At 60.3% G+C, this 17,760-nt stretch carries 14 protein-coding genes and 1 tRNA gene; 9 read left to right on the top strand and 6 right to left on the bottom strand.

Annotated elements, in window-relative coordinates; all coding sequences use genetic code 11:
* Together tig and VGN12_14205 are read right to left on the bottom strand one after the other, a co-directional pair.
* Window positions 1-1,404 (bottom strand): trigger factor (gene tig, locus VGN12_14210; GenBank protein HEY4310600.1); only part of this gene is annotated, 1,404 nt, incomplete at its 3' end.
* 143 nt (window positions 1,405-1,547) lie between these two features.
* A tRNA-Gly gene (locus VGN12_14205) sits at window positions 1,548-1,620 on the bottom strand.
* A 375-nt stretch (window positions 1,621-1,995) separates the two neighbouring features.
* On the opposite strand from VGN12_14205, the gene VGN12_14200 reads away from it, so the two are divergent.
* Together VGN12_14200 and VGN12_14195 are read left to right on the top strand one after the other, a co-directional pair.
* Window positions 1,996-3,237 (top strand): FHA domain-containing protein, encoded by a 1,242-nt coding sequence (locus VGN12_14200; protein ID HEY4310599.1) that lies wholly within the window; start codon window positions 1,996-1,998, stop codon window positions 3,235-3,237.
* Window positions 3,238-3,371: 134 nt separating this feature from the next.
* Window positions 3,372-5,444, top strand: a complete 2,073-nt coding sequence (locus tag VGN12_14195) for a thioredoxin domain-containing protein (protein ID HEY4310598.1) — start codon at window positions 3,372-3,374, stop codon at window positions 5,442-5,444.
* Between the two features lie 16 nt (window positions 5,445-5,460).
* Here VGN12_14195 and VGN12_14190 read toward each other — a convergent pair whose 3' ends face one another.
* Together VGN12_14190 and VGN12_14185 are read right to left on the bottom strand one after the other, a co-directional pair.
* Entirely contained in the window at window positions 5,461-7,125 is a 1,665-nt protein-coding gene (locus VGN12_14190; protein ID HEY4310597.1) for an Lpg1974 family pore-forming outer membrane protein, read from the bottom strand.
* A gap of 370 nt (window positions 7,126-7,495) precedes the next feature.
* The gene (locus VGN12_14185; GenBank protein HEY4310596.1) at window positions 7,496-8,266 is read right to left on the bottom strand and encodes a PEP-CTERM sorting domain-containing protein; all 771 of its coding nucleotides are present in this window, start codon (window positions 8,264-8,266) and stop codon (window positions 7,496-7,498) included.
* Between the two features lie 702 nt (window positions 8,267-8,968).
* Between VGN12_14185 and VGN12_14180 the strand changes: the two genes are divergently transcribed.
* A complete protein-coding gene (locus VGN12_14180) occupies window positions 8,969-9,421 on the top strand; it encodes a VanZ family protein (GenBank protein ID HEY4310595.1) in 453 nt (150 codons plus the stop codon).
* Here VGN12_14180 and VGN12_14175 read toward each other — a convergent pair.
* Together VGN12_14175 and VGN12_14170 are read right to left on the bottom strand one after the other, a co-directional pair.
* Window positions 9,388-10,362 (bottom strand): energy-coupling factor ABC transporter permease, encoded by a 975-nt coding sequence (locus VGN12_14175; protein HEY4310594.1) that lies wholly within the window; start codon window positions 10,360-10,362, stop codon window positions 9,388-9,390. The two genes, VGN12_14180 and VGN12_14175, sit on opposite strands and share 34 nt — an antisense overlap.
* 317 nt (window positions 10,363-10,679) lie before the next feature.
* The gene (locus tag VGN12_14170; protein HEY4310593.1) at window positions 10,680-10,994 is read right to left on the bottom strand and encodes a hypothetical protein; all 315 of its coding nucleotides are present in this window, start codon (window positions 10,992-10,994) and stop codon (window positions 10,680-10,682) included.
* Window positions 10,995-11,393: 399 nt separating this feature from the next.
* Here VGN12_14170 and VGN12_14165 point away from each other — a divergent pair, with 399 nt between their 5' ends.
* From VGN12_14165 to VGN12_14140, 6 genes are all read left to right on the top strand, one after another.
* A complete protein-coding gene (locus VGN12_14165; protein HEY4310592.1) occupies window positions 11,394-12,026 on the top strand; it encodes a DUF1080 domain-containing protein in 633 nt (210 codons plus the stop codon).
* Between the two features lie 121 nt (window positions 12,027-12,147).
* Entirely contained in the window at window positions 12,148-13,050 is a 903-nt protein-coding gene (locus tag VGN12_14160) for a FliG C-terminal domain-containing protein (GenBank protein ID HEY4310591.1), read from the top strand.
* 166 nt (window positions 13,051-13,216) lie between these two features.
* Complete coding sequence (gene mutS / locus VGN12_14155) at window positions 13,217-15,808, top strand: DNA mismatch repair protein MutS (GenBank protein ID HEY4310590.1); 2,592 nt, start codon at window positions 13,217-13,219, stop codon at window positions 15,806-15,808.
* 170 nt (window positions 15,809-15,978) lie between these two features.
* A complete protein-coding gene (locus tag VGN12_14150; GenBank protein ID HEY4310589.1) occupies window positions 15,979-16,251 on the top strand; it encodes a DUF4242 domain-containing protein in 273 nt (90 codons plus the stop codon).
* A gap of 342 nt (window positions 16,252-16,593) precedes the next feature.
* Window positions 16,594-16,845: a hypothetical protein gene (locus VGN12_14145; protein HEY4310588.1), complete on the top strand. Its 252-nt coding sequence runs from the start codon at window positions 16,594-16,596 to the stop codon at window positions 16,843-16,845.
* A gap of 276 nt (window positions 16,846-17,121) precedes the next feature.
* Window positions 17,122-17,760 (top strand): serine protease (locus VGN12_14140; GenBank protein ID HEY4310587.1); only part of this gene is annotated, 639 nt, incomplete at its 3' end.

Below are 17,760 nucleotides of genomic sequence, written 5' to 3'. Positions count from 1 at the left end.
GGCGTCAGACTTGTAGGGGACTTCCTTGAACTTGGCATGCGACAGGACCAGGTCAATGGCCTTACGCTCGATGATCTGATTCCGCAGGGCATCCATCAATCCGCGCTTTTCCAACTGGGCGCGCGTGCGCCGCGGACTTTCGCCGGTTTGCTGCGCGATCAAGTCGATTTCCAGATCGTAATCCTCGGGCAGGTCTTCGACCTTCTCGTCTTCGGCAATGCGCTCGAGGATGAAATGTTCCTTCAGAGCGCGGGCCGTAGCGGAACTGCTGTTTTGTCGCAACTCGTTCTCGTGAGCGCGAATCTCACCGTCACTGAAGCCACTGCGACGCAACTCGAGAATGCTCCGCTCCAACTCGCGGCGAGCCTGACGACGCAACAACTCCGGCGGCAAATCCCAATCCGCCGCCACGGTCAGCGCAGCCAAAACCTGCTCGCGTGCCCGGCGCTGCTGCTCGTACTGCAGGCGGCGAACAAGCTGTTCTTTCACCGACTCACGCAACTCGCCTTCGGATTCAAACCCACCCAGCTCTTCCAATAATGCTGCATTGACTTGTGGCAGCTCAAGCTTCTTGACTTCCAGAACCTCGAACGTGGCCTTGATCGTTTTGCCACGCAGCGATTCGTTGGGGGCATCCTCGGACAGCTTGGCCTCGCCCTCGCGAGTCTCGCCGGCCTTGACCCCCTTCATGAGTTTGTCGAAACGCTCGATCTTGCCGTCTCGGAAACTCAATACCGGGCGAATGCGGATCGTTTCTTCCTTGGCGCTCGAGATTTCGTTGCCGTCGGCGTCCTTGAACGCCAGATTCACGGTGACGTAATCCCCGGCCTGAGCCGCGTCATCGAACGGCACCAGGCGACCGCGACGGGCCAGCATATCCTTGAGCTGCTTTTCCACCTCGGCTTCGCTGAACTCGTGTGTCGACCGCTCGATCGACAGCCCCTGCCATTTCGGCAAGTCGAACTCCGGCCGCACCTCGATATCGAATTCGAAGGTCATGGGACCGTCGTCGGGAATCGAAACCGCCACGGGATCGAAATCCGGCTCGCTAATTGGCGACAGACCGCCGTCTTCTGAAATCTGGGTCATGCTGTCCATCAACAGCGACATCTTCACCTGATCGCCGACGTCCTTGCGGAACCGCGCTTCGACCAGCTTGCGCGGGGCGCGCCCGGCGCGAAAGCCCGGCACCTCGGCCTTGCCCATCAACTCGGAATACGAGTTATTGAAATAGCGCTCGATATCCTCGCGCGAGACAGTCACCGTTACGTGCCGTTCGCAGGCGCTCTTCTTGGCGACCTGGACCCCCAGATTCAGCTTTTGAGCCGCATCATCGCCACCGTCTTCCGACGCGACATCGCCGACCGTGCCCTCGTCCCGTACTTCATCGTCGCTTGCGGACATGGCGCCTCGATTATCAACTTTGGGCTTGCTGTCACATTCGACCAGAGCAATGCGCCGCGCGACGAATGCCGCGAAGCCTGCGGTAACCCTGGACTACGCACGGCCGTGGCGAAACCGCCACGCCGAAAACCGTTGCAATTGAGAGCGGGTGATGGGATTCGAACCCACGACAACGACGTTGGCAACGTCGTGCTCTACCAACTGAGCTACACCCGCGCAGACGAGTTCCCTATGCAGTGCTGTAGCACCCACCCAGGACCCTAATCCCCATTGGATCAACGGATTATAGATTCGAGTAGAGACCATGCAAGGGCAGTTGCGCGGCCGGGCCCTGGCTCGTGCCAGCACGGCAAACGGTCATACCGTACGATGGCATTTTATCGGCTTTGCGGGCACTGAATGTCGCGCGCGGTACCGCCTATGACTGGGCAAGGCCCATCGATCCGAGCGGCCACGGTGCGCCGAGCCCCTTGCCGGCCGGCGAAATAGTTGCGGACAGGTCTTTGTCTATTTATAGTAAGGGTTTGCGACGCGAACTTCGCGGAAACACTTCCCGTTCGAACGACGTGGCTAGCGGAGCGAATACCGGGCATGAGACCCAAACTAGTTCTCATCGGAGGCAAGGCCGACAAGGCCGAAATCCGCTTGAAGCTGCCCACCATCGTGGGCCGGACGCACGATGCTGGCTTGATGATTGCCCATAAAACGGTCAGTCGTCGCCATTGCGAGTTATTTGAGCGGCTTGGCATGTTGTTTGTCCGTGACACAGGCTCACGCAACGGCACCCTGGTCGATAACGCGCCCATCAAAAAAGAGGCGATGGTCAAGCCGGGGCATACGCTCACGATTGGCCCGTTGACGTTCCGCGCCGATTACGAGCCGGCGGACGCGTTCATCAATTCCGATGAATCCCCCGACTCCAACGGTGCTGGCGCAATAGCCAGTGCGACGATCGCAACGAAATCCGCGCCAAATGTGCCTGAGGAAGCTACCCGGGATATTGGAGGGAGCGAAGAATCGTCGCCGGCGACGATTACGCAAACTACGAAGCCTTCGGACACACCCGGCGAGCTGGAGTTCGAAGACTTTAGTGCGGCCGATCTGGCCGAGCTCGACATGCCGGCTGTCGTTGATAGCGAAGGGGATGCGGGTGACTTCGATGCTGACGATCTCGCGGTGGGCGATCTGGATGCCGAGCTACCGGCTCCTGCTCTAGATCCACCATCCGCTCCTTCCGCGGCGAAGGGAATCGACGAGGAGATCTCATTCGACGACGACCTGGAAGTGGAATTCGATCTGAACGACCTCTCGGACGAGCCCAAGGCGGCGTCATCGGCCGCCGATGAGGACGCAGGCGAACTGATGTCACTCGACGCGATTGACGATTCCCCTGTCGGAACGGCTGATGACGAATTGGCCGCTTTCGATATGCCGGCGACACCACCGGCCGCGAAAAAGGAATCCGCGAAAGCCGACGACGGCCTATTGGACGATGGCGACCTGGCTTTCGATCTCGACGACCTGCAAGATCTGGGTGAGCCGGTTTCATCGGGCGCGGACGGAGAGGCCGACGACCTGGGGTTCACCCTGGAGGACATCGAAGAAATTCCTGCCGAGACGACGTCCACCGTCGATGCCGACATGGAAGAAGATGACGGCTTGACCTTCGACCTGGCCGGCGACGCCGATAGTGCGCCCGAACCGGAGCCACCGGCGCCGGCGGCAGCAGCCAAGAAGCCCGTCAAGGATTCGGCCAAGGTACCACTCGGCGAAGAAAAACCGGCCGGCGGCGAGGCCGACATGTCGAGCTTCATGAAAGAGCTGGGCTTGTAGTTTCTGTCATCAGTGCGGTGCCCTACTCTTGTAGAGCAGGTGGTAGTGCATTCATCGAGCGCCACGTGCAGTGGTAGTTCTGTCTTGCGCCCTCTTTGAGCGCGATAAATGCCGTCAGCCTGGAGATTTGCTGCATGGATGTTTTTAAGACGATTGTGTCTCAACGTCCGCCGCGCCCTCGGTCGACGCGATTCGTCCATTGCATCGCGACGTGCGCACTGTTTCTGTCAGCCATCGCGCCAGCACTACTCGCCGCGGAAGAGCCGCAACCCGCGGCCGCTCAGCCAACTCCTGCTGTAACCGGGAAGGGCAAAACTTCGCGGCCCTCGAATCGGCTAGCGAAGGAGACGAGCCCTTACCTATTGCTGCACGCGCACAACCCGGTGAACTGGTATCCCTGGGGAGAGGAAGCACTCGCCAAAGCGCGCGTGGAAAAAAAGCTGATCTTTCTTTCGATCGGCTATTCGAGCTGTTACTGGTGCCACGTCATGGAACGCGAGTCGTTCATGGACGAGGCCGTGGCGGCCGAATTGAATCGAGATTTCGTCTGCATCAAGGTCGATCGCGAAGAGCGACCCGACATCGATCATATCTATATGACGGCCCTGCAGACCATGGGGCGTAGTGGCGGTTGGCCGCTGACGATGATCCTCACTCCCGACGCGCTGCCCATCGTCGGCGGCACTTATTTTCCACCACGCGATAAAGAGGTCGAACTCGGCCCCTCGAAAGATTCGCCGGGGAAAGCGAAACAGACAATCACGGGGCTCGTCCCGTTCGTGCAGCTCGTGCAACAGGCCTGGGTGAAGAACCCACAGGAGCTACGCGACTATGCGGGGCAGGTGGCCACGGCCGTGCGGCGCTCACTACGGCAACCCAATCTCGCCATTGCGCCAGTCGGCGCGGGCGTGCCGGCCCAAACCCTCGAACAATTGGCCGAGCAGTTCGACCCAAAGTTCGGCGGATTCAGTTACAGCGAGGCCACGCCGCGACGGCCGAAGTTCCCCGAGCCATCGAACTTGCAGTTCTTGTTGGATCACAGCCAACGCACGGATAGTGATCAAGCGCGACAGATGTTGGACGTCACGCTCGACCACATCGCACGCGGCGGCATTCGCGATCACCTGGGAGGCGGTTTTCACCGCTACAGCACGGACCGGTATTGGCGCGTCCCGCATTTCGAAAAGATGCTGTACGACAATGGGCAACTGGTGTCGATTTACGCCATTGCCTTTCAGCGCTCAGACAATTCCGAATATCGTCGCGCTGTGGAGGAGATGCTGGCCTTCGTCGGTCGCGAGTTAACGGCACCTGACGGAGGGTTTTATTCGTCGCTCGACGCGGAGACCGACGGTGACGAGGGGCGTTTCTACGTCTGGTCGCGCGATCAGATCATAAGCGCTCTGGGAGAAAAGGACGCACGACTGTTCGCGCTCGTTTATGGAACGAATGGCGAACCAAACTTCGAAGAACGTTACGTTATAGAAATCGTACGCCCGATAGCCGACGTAGCACAAGCCGAGGGTCTCTCGACCGAGCAACTCGCGCGGTCAATCGACGAGATGCGCGGCCGATTGCTCGCGGTGCGAAATGGTCGCGATCGCCCGCGCACCGACACCAAGATCCTCACCGCCTGGAACGGCCTGATGATTACCGGCTTCGCGCAGGCTGGACAAATATTAAAGAACGACGACTATATTCGCAGCGCCGCACGAGCCGCGGACTTTGTGCTCGCGAATTTGCGCTCAAACGACGGACGATTGCACCGCTCGTTCGCCCAGGGACAAGCCCATCTGAACGCTTACTTGGACGATTACGCATTCCTGATTGAAGGTTTAATCGCGCTACACTGCGCGACGAACGATCGTCACTGGTTAGATGCCGCCGAGCAACTGACGAACGTCCAGATCGAACGGTTCTGGGACGCCGAACAAGGAGGATTCTTCTATACCTCGGACGATCACGAGGATCTGCTCGCCCGCAGCAAGGATCCGGTCGACTCGGCCATTCCATCAGGCAACGCCGTGGCCGCGGGCAACCTGGTGTACCTCGCCCGAGCCTGCGGCAAGCCTGAGTACCTTGCGCGCGCCCAGAAAACGATTGCTTGCTTCGCCACGATCGTGAATGAATCGCCGGCGGCTGTGCCGAGAATGGTTGTTTCGTGGTCGGCGTTAAGCGACGCCAATGACAAGCCCCGGCAGCCGTGACCCCGAGGGCCGGTCGTTAAAACACCAACTCGCCGCGCAGGAAGAATCCGTCAAAGCCCAGGATGTTCGAGTCATCCAGGTTCGGCGTAGCGCCGATATTGCCCGTGGCCTGCATGCCCAGGTCCCAGAAGCTCATCAGCATCCAGCCGCCCGAGACGGCAAAGCGGGGCAGCATCCACCAGGTGGCTCCCAACTCGAGTTCGGCCACGGGAATGATGCGCGAGTTGCGTGACACCAGGTTCGTCATCGTTGGCAGTTCGCCGGCCGGTGTCGAGTTCGTCACATCCTGATAGACGTTGCCGACCAGCAATGAGCCGGCACCGCGGGTGTAGACCGAAAAACGGCCGCTCTGGCCGAAGTACTTACGCCCTTGCAGACCGATGCGCGGACCAAAGCCGGTGAATTTATTGGCGGCGCCGGCCTGAGCAAAGATGCCTCCGGCGGCGGCGGAATCGCTCACTAACGAGCTGATGTTCTGATTGATATAAGCGAATCGCAAACCGGCGAACCAGCGCAGGTCCCAAGGATGGCATTGCGGACCGCAGGGGTTATTGCACGGCGGCACATTGAAAAATGGCCGGATGCAATCGATGTCAAAGATGCTCGCGGCCAGCCCGAATTGTGTGCTGACGCTGTCGCCCGGATTGGGCGTGGTGTTGCAAAGGAAATCGCAGACGCTCATGTTCGACGTGGCCGTGCCTTTCAGGCTTTCGGTCGAATTGAAGTTCATGAACGTAAAGCGAATTTCGTCGCCGCAGGCGCAATTGCGAATCCCCAAGTAAGTGCGAAATGCGCCCTGGTATCCGGGATTGAAGTTGATCAGGTTCTCGTTGAAGATCGTCGTGCTGCCGGACGGAGTCGTGGTGGTTTCGGTCATGGCCGTGGCCTGGCTGTAATGCGGACGCAGTAGCAACCCTTCGCCGCCAGCCAACAGTGCGTATCTACGACCAGGCATTGCATAGGTGCCGAACGAGTCGTTCTGCTCGTAGGCCTCTTCGAAACCGTCCGAGTCACCGTAGGGCATATACGGTTCCGAGTCGTCCATCATCTCAGGCGCTGGTGCCATCGCCCCTTGGCGCCCAGCGGGCTCCATGCTCGCCAAAAGCCAGCCCGCCCCATAGCGAGGCACACGCGCGGGATGGTATCCCGGGTTAGGACCTTGGACCGGAGCCATTTCGTAGCCCTGGTCATACGATTGATCGTAAGATTGCTCTTCGATCGGCGCAGGCCGTGAATTGATGCTCTTACTGCTGATTGAACCATTGCGCGGCTTCGACTCGATTGGTCGGGCGTCCCTGGGCTCGGCAACCGTGGGCTCGTCGAAGGCGGCCGCCTTCACGACCTTCGTTCCGCCACTGCGGTTGGCAACCGAACTAGCAGGCGTGCGCGTCGTCGAGACGGACGATCGAGGTGCCGTCCGTGGTAGCGATGTTTCCGAGCGGTTGGCAACGCTACCCGCGGAAGTCTTAGCACTCTTCGACGCCGTGCTCGTGGGACCCGACGCCACCGAACGTGGCGTGAGCAGGATCGGCTCGTCGGCAGTTGAGGACTCGGCGTCGCCTTGGGATTCGTTGTCGCGCGGCGCCGACTTCGGCGGAGCGGCGATCGACCAAGCGTTCAGAGCGACCGGCACGACGACCGACATCGCTAGCGTAAGCAGAACGCGTCTCGAACCCTTCATGGAAGCACCTCGATAACCCCTGACTTTGATCTCTTCTTACTGCCGACCCGGCAAGCACGGACGCGGACGCGCCTGTGATCAGACGATCCGGAAATCTTTTCGGCATCCGCAAAGCCACCGCTTGCGGATTTTCCGTTACGACCCCGAAACTTTTCTCAGTTAGTAAGAATTTCGCAATCGGCAAAGTTTCGCGCATTCATTGCTAGCTGATCGCGACGCAGGAGGGATGCCTTTCCAAGCTGCCCGCGATTCCCGGCCGATTTCTGCGCTGATCTGGGTGGGCGCAAAGAAAAAGCCGGCGCCAGTTGTGCTGGCGTCGGCTGATTGTTTTCGCGTAAGCGCTGAGGGACGAAACGTCCGTCACTAATACTTAGCTGGCGCTGCGTGCCTGTCGGCGACGACGTACTGCCGCGAACAAGAGTCCCACGCCCCCCATTGCTGCTAGCAACCAGGTAGAAGGTTCGGGCGTCGGTACCGAGCTTTGCACCACGATCTCGCCGGCGGCCGGAATGCTGCGCAAGCAATAGAAGTACGAATAGGTCGGATTCTGCGCCGCTCCCTGAATATCCGACGGCGTCAGTTTTTCGCTCAGCGTCTGACCGTCCGAGAACGTCACGTTGACCGTGGCCCACTGCGAAGGATCCGATCCGCTGGCGAAAGCTTGCTTGTAATCGACGAGGCTGGCTCCATGATCGGCCACGCGATCGAGATCCAATCGGAAGTCGTAGATCTGATTCGGCGAGAAGCCGCTGAACGTCAACGACGCCGTGGGGCTGTTCGCATGCGTGCCCGGAGCATTCGTCGGCAAGAAGCTGGTAGCCAGGGCCGTCGAAGCTTGGGAACCAATGATTACCGAACCGAACGCGAAAGTGCTGTTGCCCATCGTGATCGAAAAGCCTGTGATGTCCGCGCCGGTCGAGTCGTTGGTGATCGAAATCGTGGGCCGATCTTCGGCCACGAGCGTCAACGAGTTGAGCAGCGATTGCGACAATCCGCCCATCGAGTCGATATTCGGCGAGACTTTGATCGCGAAGCCGTCGGTCGAAATAGGCGTTGCCAGCGCCGCTGCGGTCGGCAAGAGCGTCGTGGCGAGGGTAATCGCTACGACGTAGAAGGTTTTTATATGATCGCTTAATTTCATTCGTGTTTACCTGATTCCCGGTCGTAAGCCGAGAGGTGCGTGCGGCGAGCGTTGCTCCGTCAACTCGCCCGACTGTTTTGTTCCGCATCCTTGCGAAAACTGTTGCCAAGCTCCCACTTCACACTCGTTTCCCATCGATCCGATCTCGCACATTACGATCCTGTAGTGGTGCGAACACACCATGCGCGCAGATCGTTAGACAGTTCGACCTGTGAGCAGGTGAAACGAATCGACGCCTTGGTTAAGGCGAGGGCGGGAAGCAGAACGGCGCAACGGAAGACGCGATTGCGTACTTCGGACGAGTGGGACTCGGCACCAGAAACGGCTCGAAGGGTGAGACCGCCGGCCTACGTCCAGCTCGTCATCGCGCCGGGGACTTCCCGTGGCGAGGACTGAAGGACGAAATGCACTAGCGACCTCTCAACCAGGCGGATGCTGTGGATGTGGTCGGACAGCTTGCCTCTTCGGCAAGGTCCTACTCATTCGATAATAACTACCCAATTGCCCGCGTCAAGCATTATCAAACAAAAATTTTCGATGTAGAGTTGGCTTGTCGATTACCGGCCGTGCCAATCTACGGCCGCGACCGTCGCCAGCCCTACTACTAAACCTGCCGCTCGTATCGCGGGTCGTTGACCTCGGCCCTCGTCGCGCGGATGATCGACGCTGGGCGCCCTGTCATCATTAGTGGATAGAAACAAAGTGCCGGAACCAGCCAGCCGCGGCCCCTTTCTCAGACGAGCCGCGACGGGCCTACTGGCCCTTTATTGGCTTACGCTCGTGTTGGCCACGCATTGGCCCTTCAAAGTACCGCCCCAGCAGCAACCTCTCTTCTCCAAGGACAAGCTGCTGCATTTTTCGGCCTATGCCGGACTGGCATTTTTGTTCGTGACTGTGGCGCAAATCCGCCGGTCCACGATCCCCGGTTTACGCCGGCGACCGCTCCCCATCGCGGCACTATGGCTACTCGCCGTAACGGCCGGATTCCTGGACGAAATTACGCAGCCATTGACCGCCCGCGACTTCGAATGGTGGGACTGGGTGGCCGATATTTTGGGAGCAACGGCCGGCATATTCTTCGGCATCGTGGCCGGCCGCCGTTTTTGGCCGGTTGCCGAGGCTTATGAGGACTCGCGTCCCGAGCCCTCGCCATAATACGAAGCCGCGTGCAAGGTTCGCATGCCTCGTGACAGGCCCCAAGCCAGAGCGAATACGACGGCGGCGCCGATCACACCGGCCAACGATGTCGCAATCCATAGTCCGCCGAGCGCCGTGACCTGATAGTCCGGAAGTGGCACAAGCGCAGGAGTGGTCGCCGTGGCCATTGGCCCCAACTCTTCGGCCACGCGTTCCAGGCCGTCCGGTGCGGCCGAGGCCAACGGGGACAGGCAAAACGCCACGAGCATCGCCACTGTCGCGCCGGCAACGACGATTTGCCACGCACTTTCCTGGCGATGCTCGCTCGTTCGAAGCGTGTAAAGCATGTCAGGACGCACGCGCAATAAAAACGCCACGACTGTTCCGGTAATAAGGGCTTCGCCCACGCCGATCACGCTGTGAATGATCAGCATGGCTGGCAACACGGCGCCAAGCGGATAGGTGCCTGACCACCACAGTTCAACTGAGCACAATGCGGCGGCCAATTGTACCGAAAACCAACTTGCGATTACCGCCCCCACGACGTCCCCCTCGGGCGTCCGCACCACGCGACGGACAAGTGCATATACCGAGTAACCTCCCAGCGCGCCGGCTAGTCCCATGTTGACGATATTCGCGCCCAGCGCCGTCAGTCCGCCGTCGTAAAACAACAGGCACTGCACGATCAGCACCACCGCGATCGCCAACAGGCCGGCCCAAGGTCCTAGCACAATGGCCGCTAGAACTCCTCCCAGCAAATGGCCCGAAGTACCCCAAGCGATCGGAAAATTGACCATTTGTGCCGAGAAAAGACAGGCGCTCATTACGCCCATCAGCGGTACCAATCGGTCTCCGACCTCGGCACGTACTTGGCGCGCGGCCCAAACGATCGCCCCGGCCGCGACTAACCCGGTACTGGCGCAGGTCGTGGCATTGAGAAAGCCGTCGGGCAGATGCATGGGATTGAAAGTCCGCGGACAAGGCTCTGCAACAGGGACCAAGGCCCGCGCGATTGCCGATCTCGCGTCCCCTGGCTGACTCCCAATATAGCCCGCCGGTGACGCGCTCCCAACGGTCGCCGGTTCAGCCCGCGGTGACGCGGGAGAGCGTCTGCACCGCTATTCTGAGCAGGTACAGAGTCCGGGCGCGAGAAATCCTGCCGCGCGAGAGATAGGCCGATTCAGCAGGACGCCACAGGCTGACGGCGTGAGATTCACCGTATATTTCGCGGCGAATCGGCCTGCAAAACGAAATACGGTGGTCAGTCCGCTAGAGACTATCGCCACTGCGATTGCGGAGCGGCACGGCGCGACTGCGGAACGTAATCGACGGCCGGAGTCGGTTGCGGTGGAACGGCTTCGACCGGCACGCCTTCGGTGACCGATTCGCCGATAGCCTCTTGCGAGACTTCCTGATCGAAGACGGCGTTCGGCGGTACCGAGCCCGAAAGAATCGATCCGGCTCGCTCGTTAAAGGCCAGGCCATCGGCCGGTGTAGGCCCCAAGTAATCGTCAGGCGCAGCGCAGATGGCGCAGCCTAGCGTCGTCGTGGCAAGCGCCAACAACAGGAGTGCAAACGTATTTCGCAGCATGGGACGTCCTTTTCCCCGTGTTCCGGCCCTGCTCGCCCTCGTTGCGGCGAGCTCTGCTGGCTCCCCTTCGGCAAACTCTGCCACCGTGGAACGCAGTACCTGCGTTATCATCGGCAGTTGTAACCGGTGAAATCGGCATTTTTCCCCAACGCCGTTCGCGCCATCGGTGCAGGGCCTGGCAATCGAGGTTTCGCCAGTCCTCCCAATTAACGCCGACCGATGGCTGGCAGATCGACGTTTGGAAGGTGCCGATGCCGTGCGACCGGAGATCTGCGGCCGAGAATTATCAAGAATTTCGGGCGCCCAGGCCTGGAACCTATTCACCAGACGACTAAACTCGCCGGGACCGGATTTACCTGCCTGGATTCCGATCCCCCCGCCGCCGGAGAGCTTGCCCCGATGAAACTTTCGCATTCGCTCGTTTCAACCCTCGGTGTTCTGATGCTTACCGTTCCCGCATCGGCCGGCGACTGGAAGCCGATCTTCAACGGCAAGGACCTCGGCGGCTGGCAAGCTATCGACGGTCCTGCCAGCAGTTGGAAGGTCGAGAATGGCTTGCTCTTCTGCTCGGGACAGGGATCGGGCTGGCTGTCGACAGACAAGGAATACGACAATTTCGAGATCGAACTCGAATTCCGTGTCCCGGATGGCGGCAACAGTGGCGTCTTCCTCCGCGCTCCACACCTGGGAAACCCGGCATTCGAAGGCATGGAGATCCAGGTTCTGGACGACTACGCCAAGGAATACGCCGAATTGAAGCCGACGCAATATTGCGGCAGCTTGTACGATGTGACGCCGGCCACGCCGCGCGTCACGAAGAAGGCCGGCGAGTGGCAGAAGATGCACATTCTCTGCAACGGTAAACACGTGAAGGTTACGCTCAACGGCACGCAGGTGGTCGATGCCGACCTCGCAGCACACCCCGACAAAGAGCCAACCCATCCGGGCTTGAAACGTGCCACCGGGCATATCGGCCTGCAGAATCACGGGTCGCGGTTGGATTACCGCAATATTCGCGTTCGTGAGCTGTAATCGACACGCGATTCGCTTCGCTCGCTGGCACGCCGGGTCTCAAGTTTCGTCACGAGTCGGCCGATAACTTGCACCACATTGCGCCCTTTCTGCGCACGCGTCACAAGCGAGGCGAAGAATCGTGACGGGACCGGACGTTCGTAAAGCCGTCGTGCTGTTAGAAAGCCTCCCTGACGCGGCAATCGATTCTCTGCAGGCGTATCTCACGCCCGTCGACTGGCAAGCTTTGCAAGCAGCACGCCGTGTCATCGAGCTTGCACCTGACGAGCGGTCCGCAGTGATCGCCGATTTCGTGCTGGCGCTCGCCGAGCGATCCGATGTCCGCAAAAACCGGTTGCAGATCCTAGAGCAAGCGGATGCGGCCCATCTGGCTGCGGTACTCGAGGTCGAACATGCGCAATTAATCGCGCTCGTGTTGACGCGTCTCACCCCCGCACATGCCGGCGGCCTACTCGCGCTTTTGGCCACGGATTTGCAAGCTTCGGTTGTGCGTCGCATCGCCACGACTGAAAGCGCCCACGAACAGGTATTAGACGACGTGCTGGCTGTAATCGCCGAGCGTTTGCGAGCGCTCCCGGCTGCCCATTTCGCCACGATCGACGGCGTCGCGGCGTTGGGGGACATTCTCCAATCGCTCGATCGCGCTGCCGAACAACAGCTCATAAACTGCTTGGCCCAGGACGAACCCGATCTAGCCGAAGCGGTCGCCTGCCACACGTTCGCAATCGCGGACGTATTGGAATGGTCGCAAACAAGCGCACAAATTCTGCTGGCGAACTTAGAAACGGCCCCTTTGGCGGTCGCTCTCAAGCAGGTAACGTCCGAAACGCGGCAAAAAATTCTCGGGCTATTACCGGCCCAATTTGCCGAGCGGCTACGACATGCCGTGGCGCATCTGGGGCCTGTGCCGCCGAAGATCATCGAGCAATCACGCGCTTCGATCGCGCGCACGCTGGGACAATTGCAAACCGCCGGCAAGCTCCGCAGAGAATCGCTGCCGACGACGAATCGGCTGGTCGCCTGAACGGCAAACTGCGAACGCATCTCCGCGTATGACGCGCCGCGCGACGACTTGCCACTTGTGACCTCTCCGTGATTTGCTAGCATTCGACGAGGCGAGTCTTCGGCTCCGTCGCGATGGTGGCTGTGCGCTCGCGTTGGAATGCAACTGCGCGAAATCGGGCTCACGGATGACAGTCACCCCCATGATGCGACAGTATCAGGACGCCAAAACGGCGTGCCCTGATGCGCTTCTGCTCTTTCGCATGGGGGACTTCTACGAACTGTTTCACGACGACGCAAAGCAGGCGGCGCAGGTCCTGAACCTGGCGCTGACGAGCCGCGAAAAAGGGGAAAACGCCATCCCCATGGCTGGGTTTCCCCATCATCAGCTCGAAGCCTATCTGGGGAAATTGATCGGCGCTGGTTTACGCGTCGCGATCTGCGATCAGGTGGAAGATCCGCGCGAAGCGAAAGGGCTCGTGCGGCGCGAGCTGGTGCGCATCGTGTCACGCGGCACCGTGACGGACGACGCGCTACTGGATCCGCGCGAAAACAACTTCCTGGCGGCTCTGGTACCGGGTAATGTTGCGGGGTTAGCTTGGGTCGAACTTTCCACGGGTCGCTTTCAAGCGGCTCAAATGCCGGCGGCACAACTCGCCGACGAGTTGGCGCGGATCGCGCCGGTCGAATGTTTGCTGGCTGAGGATGCGGAGCCGCCCGCACACGCCCTGACTGACGGCATGCTAATCACGCGACGCCCCAATTGGGCGTTCGCCCAGCACGCGGCCCACGAATCGTTGAGCAAACATTTCGGCACCGCCACGCTCGAAGGGTTTGGCTTCGGCGACGACGACACGGCCGCGATCCGGGCCGCCGGCGCGATCGTCGATTATTTGAACGAAACTCAGAAGGCATCGATCGGCCACGTCGACCGGTTAATTCCTTATCGCCCGGGTACGGTGCTCGAAATCGACGAGGCCACGCGCCGGAGTCTGGAAATCAGCCGCACATTGCGCGACGGTGCGCGCAACGGATCGCTGCTGGGAGTACTCGACCAAACGGTCACGGCGATGGGCTCGCGCCTGATGAGTCAATGGGTCGCAAATCCACTGACCGATCTCAACGCAATCGATGCCCGGCTCGATAGCGTGACGGAACTCGTCAACGATGCAGGTCTGCTGGCCGGCGTGCGAGAGTCTCTCAAAGGGCTGTTCGACGTCGAGCGATTGCTCGCGCGCGTGACGACCGGCCGTGCCAGCCCACGCGATCTGAGTTGCCTCGCGCGTACGCTGCGCGCGTTGCCTGCCTTGAAGGCCAAACTCACAGCGCGCAAGAGCGAAAGATTAAACACTCTCGAAAGCGCGCTCGATCTTTGCCCCGAATTGCGGGCTCGGCTTGATACAGCTCTCGTGGAAGATTGCCCCTTGGTGAGCCGCGAAGGGGGCTTTATCCGGGATGGTTTTCGCAGCGAGTTGGACGCGCTGCGCGAGCTGGCCACCGGCGGTAAGCAATGGATCGCCAACTACCAGGCGTCCGAGGCCGAGCGCACCGGCATTCCGAACCTTAAAGTCGGCTTCAACAACGTCTTCGGCTATTATCTCGAGGTCACCAACCCGCACCGAGAAAAGGTTCCGCCCGAATATCACCGGCGCCAGACCGTGAAAAACGCCGAACGGTACGTGACGCCAGAGTTGAAAGAATACGAAGAAAAAGTTCTCACCGCGGACGACCGGGCCAAGCAACTCGAATACGACCTGTTTCTCGAACTACGCGACGCGACAGCTGCCGAGTCGCGCCGCTTGCGCGCAAGTGCCGAAGTTATTGCCGAACTGGATTGCCTGGCGGCGCTAGCGGACCTGGCGCGTCGTGCCGGCTACTGCCGGCCGACATTGGTCGCCGAACCACGCCTGAAAATCGTCGGCGGCCGCCATCCTGTGCTCGACCAGCAATTGCCCCAGGGCTCGTTCGTGCCCAACGACACATTGATGGGGTCTGACGAAGGATTTGTGCTTCTGATTACCGGTCCCAACATGGCCGGCAAGAGCACGTACATTCGTCAGACCGCGCTGATCGCGATCATGGCACAGTTGGGCAGTTACGTCCCGGCCAAAGAAGCCACGGTCGGCATCGCCGATCGCATCTTTGCCCGCGTCGGCGCGAGCGACGACCTGGCGCGGGGACGCAGCACGTTCATGGTCGAGATGACCGAGACGGCGCGCATTCTGAATACGGCCACCGAGCGCAGCCTGGTGATCCTCGACGAGATCGGTCGCGGCACGAGCACTTACGACGGCGTGTCGCTGGCCTGGGCGGCCGTCGAATTCCTGCACGATCAGGTCGGCTGCCGCACGCTGTTCGCAACGCACTATCACGAGCTGACTGATTTGACGCAGTCGCTGGCTCAATTGCGAAATCTGAACGTCGCGGTGCGAGAGTGGCAGGACAATGTCGTGTTCTTGCACAAGATCATCGATGGTCCAGCGGACAAAAGCTACGGCATCCACGTCGCCCGCCTGGCAGGCGTACCGCGCGAAGTGCTGGAACGGGCGAAGCAAATACTGTCGCAGCTCGAGCAAGAGCATCTTGATGAAGGGGGAAAGCCGAAGCTGGCGCGGCGTCGCCGTGCCACGCGCATTGGCGACATGCAATTGACACTGTTCGCCGCGGCCGAGCACCCGCTACTGGACGAGATACGCCAGACGGACGTGAACCAGCTCCGGCCGCTCGACGCACTCGCGCTTTTAAGCGAGTGGCAAGCGAAGCTCCGTCCCGAGAAGTGAAAATTGCCTGAATTCGAATTCCCGCGGATATAGAGCCCCCGAAATTCGAACCGCTTGAACAACCAAGCCGGTGCCACAAGCATTTCGTGGACCAGCCATTTGCATCGCGCTGAAGCACATATTAGCTTGACGCAAATCGCACACTCGCAGCATTCACCAGGAGGCAGACCATGCCCAAGTACGTGATCGAACGCGACATCCCAGGCGCTGGCGCCAAGACCAAACAGGATCTTCACGAGGCGGCCACGGTTTCGTGCGGCGTGTTGAAGAAACTCGGCCCATCGATTCAATGGGTCGAAAGCTACGTCACGGACGACAAGATTTATTGCGTCTACATCGCGCCGAACAAGGCGTTGATCGAGCAGCATGCCCGCGAAGGAGGCTTCCCGGCGAACCGAATTTCGGAAGTCCGCTCGATCATTGATCCGACGACTAGCGAATAGCTAGCACGTGGCAGGTCCGTTTCTCGTCTAGCGACGAATACTCGCGGTTGTACTGCATCTCGCGCCACAGCCGCATCTCTCACCAGCCGCACGGCCGGCAGGGTTTGCCTGACCGTGGAAATCCGGCCGGCCGGCAAGGTCCGCGACGGCTCGGACCGATTGCGCCGATCAGCCGTTCGCCATGTACGGCCTGTGACGATTCGTAGGCAGATTGCCCCCCGCGTAAGGCGTAGGGGCAAACGTCTTACGTTTTCAGTAATCGTCTGCAATCGTCCGACATCTTTTAGCAAGGGCCATCGTGGCCCAGTTTCGTGAAACATCGCTGACGGTTTTGCGCTGAACATGAGGAACGACGGAAGCAGGCCCGGTTCCGCCAAGGTGCGGGCGACACTGTATGTTTCGGCAGATCTGCTGGAACAAGCACGCGACGCCACGTTTCATCTGGCCGGCTACCCGGCGCGCATGACTCTCACGAAGCTGGTCGAGAATGCCCTGACCGCCGAATTGGCGCGTCTCAAGGAGCGGTACAACGCGGGAATGGACTTTCCTCGTCGCGACGAAGACCTCAGAGGCGGTCGCCCGATCGCCGCATAGGTGTCACACAAATGGCCGAGTCCAAGCAAGCGTCCTCGCAGAGTTCCGCCGAATTGCAAAAGCTCCGTCAAGAGCTGTTGCGAATGATCGTGAAGAACAACAGCAATAACGACTCCCGTCTTCGCCGGGTAGCCATGCCGCGATAGTCCCCACCGAACGATCTACTTCGCGCCGCGCTGAACAACTCGCTCGATCCGGCATCCGTACGCCACGTGCGACGGCTGCCAAGCGTAGGCGATCGCGTGCGAACCCGAGCAGTCCCTCCGAGTGCGATCCGTGCCGAAACCCCGCTTTGTGCTGATGCGACTCACTCTGGCTGGTGCCCTCGCGATAGCAGCCTTTGTCTCGGGGGATGCACTCGCAGGCGTCTGGCCCAGCACGTTCGCACCACCGGCCACGCGACCGGCGGAAGTTCCGCAGCAACCACATCCGGCGGTGGTGCGCGTCATTGCTCCCGAAGAAGGGGGTACCTCGTTCGGCTCCGGTACATTAGTCGATGTGCGTGGCGATTACGGCCTGGTACTAACCAACTGGCACGTCGTTGCGGACGCGACGCATACGGTCGAAGTTGTTTTTCCCGACGGCTTTCGCTCGGCGGCGCGGGTCATCACGACTGATCGGACTTGGGATTTGGCGGCACTAGCCGTATGGCGTCCCAACGTGCCGCCGGTGCCGCTCGCCACGCGACCGCCGCAGCCTGGAGAACCGCTGACGATCGCCGGCTATGGTTCGGGGAAATATCGCGCCATCACTGGCAAATGCACGCAGTACGTCGCACCGGCCTTGAACAAGCCGTACGAAATGGTCGAGCTATCGGTCGCCGCTCGGCAGGGCGATTCCGGTGGTCCGATCTTCAATAGCCAAGGCGAGTTGGCAGGTGTCCTTTGGGGAGCCGGTTGGGGGACAACTTCGGGC

The organism is Pirellulales bacterium, from assembly GCA_036499395.1.
In the GTDB taxonomy this organism is placed as follows: Bacteria; Planctomycetota; Planctomycetia; order Pirellulales; family JACPPG01; genus JACPPG01.
The sequence above is the reverse complement of the archived record's forward strand: the minus strand, read 5'-3'. Positions and strand labels throughout refer to the sequence as shown.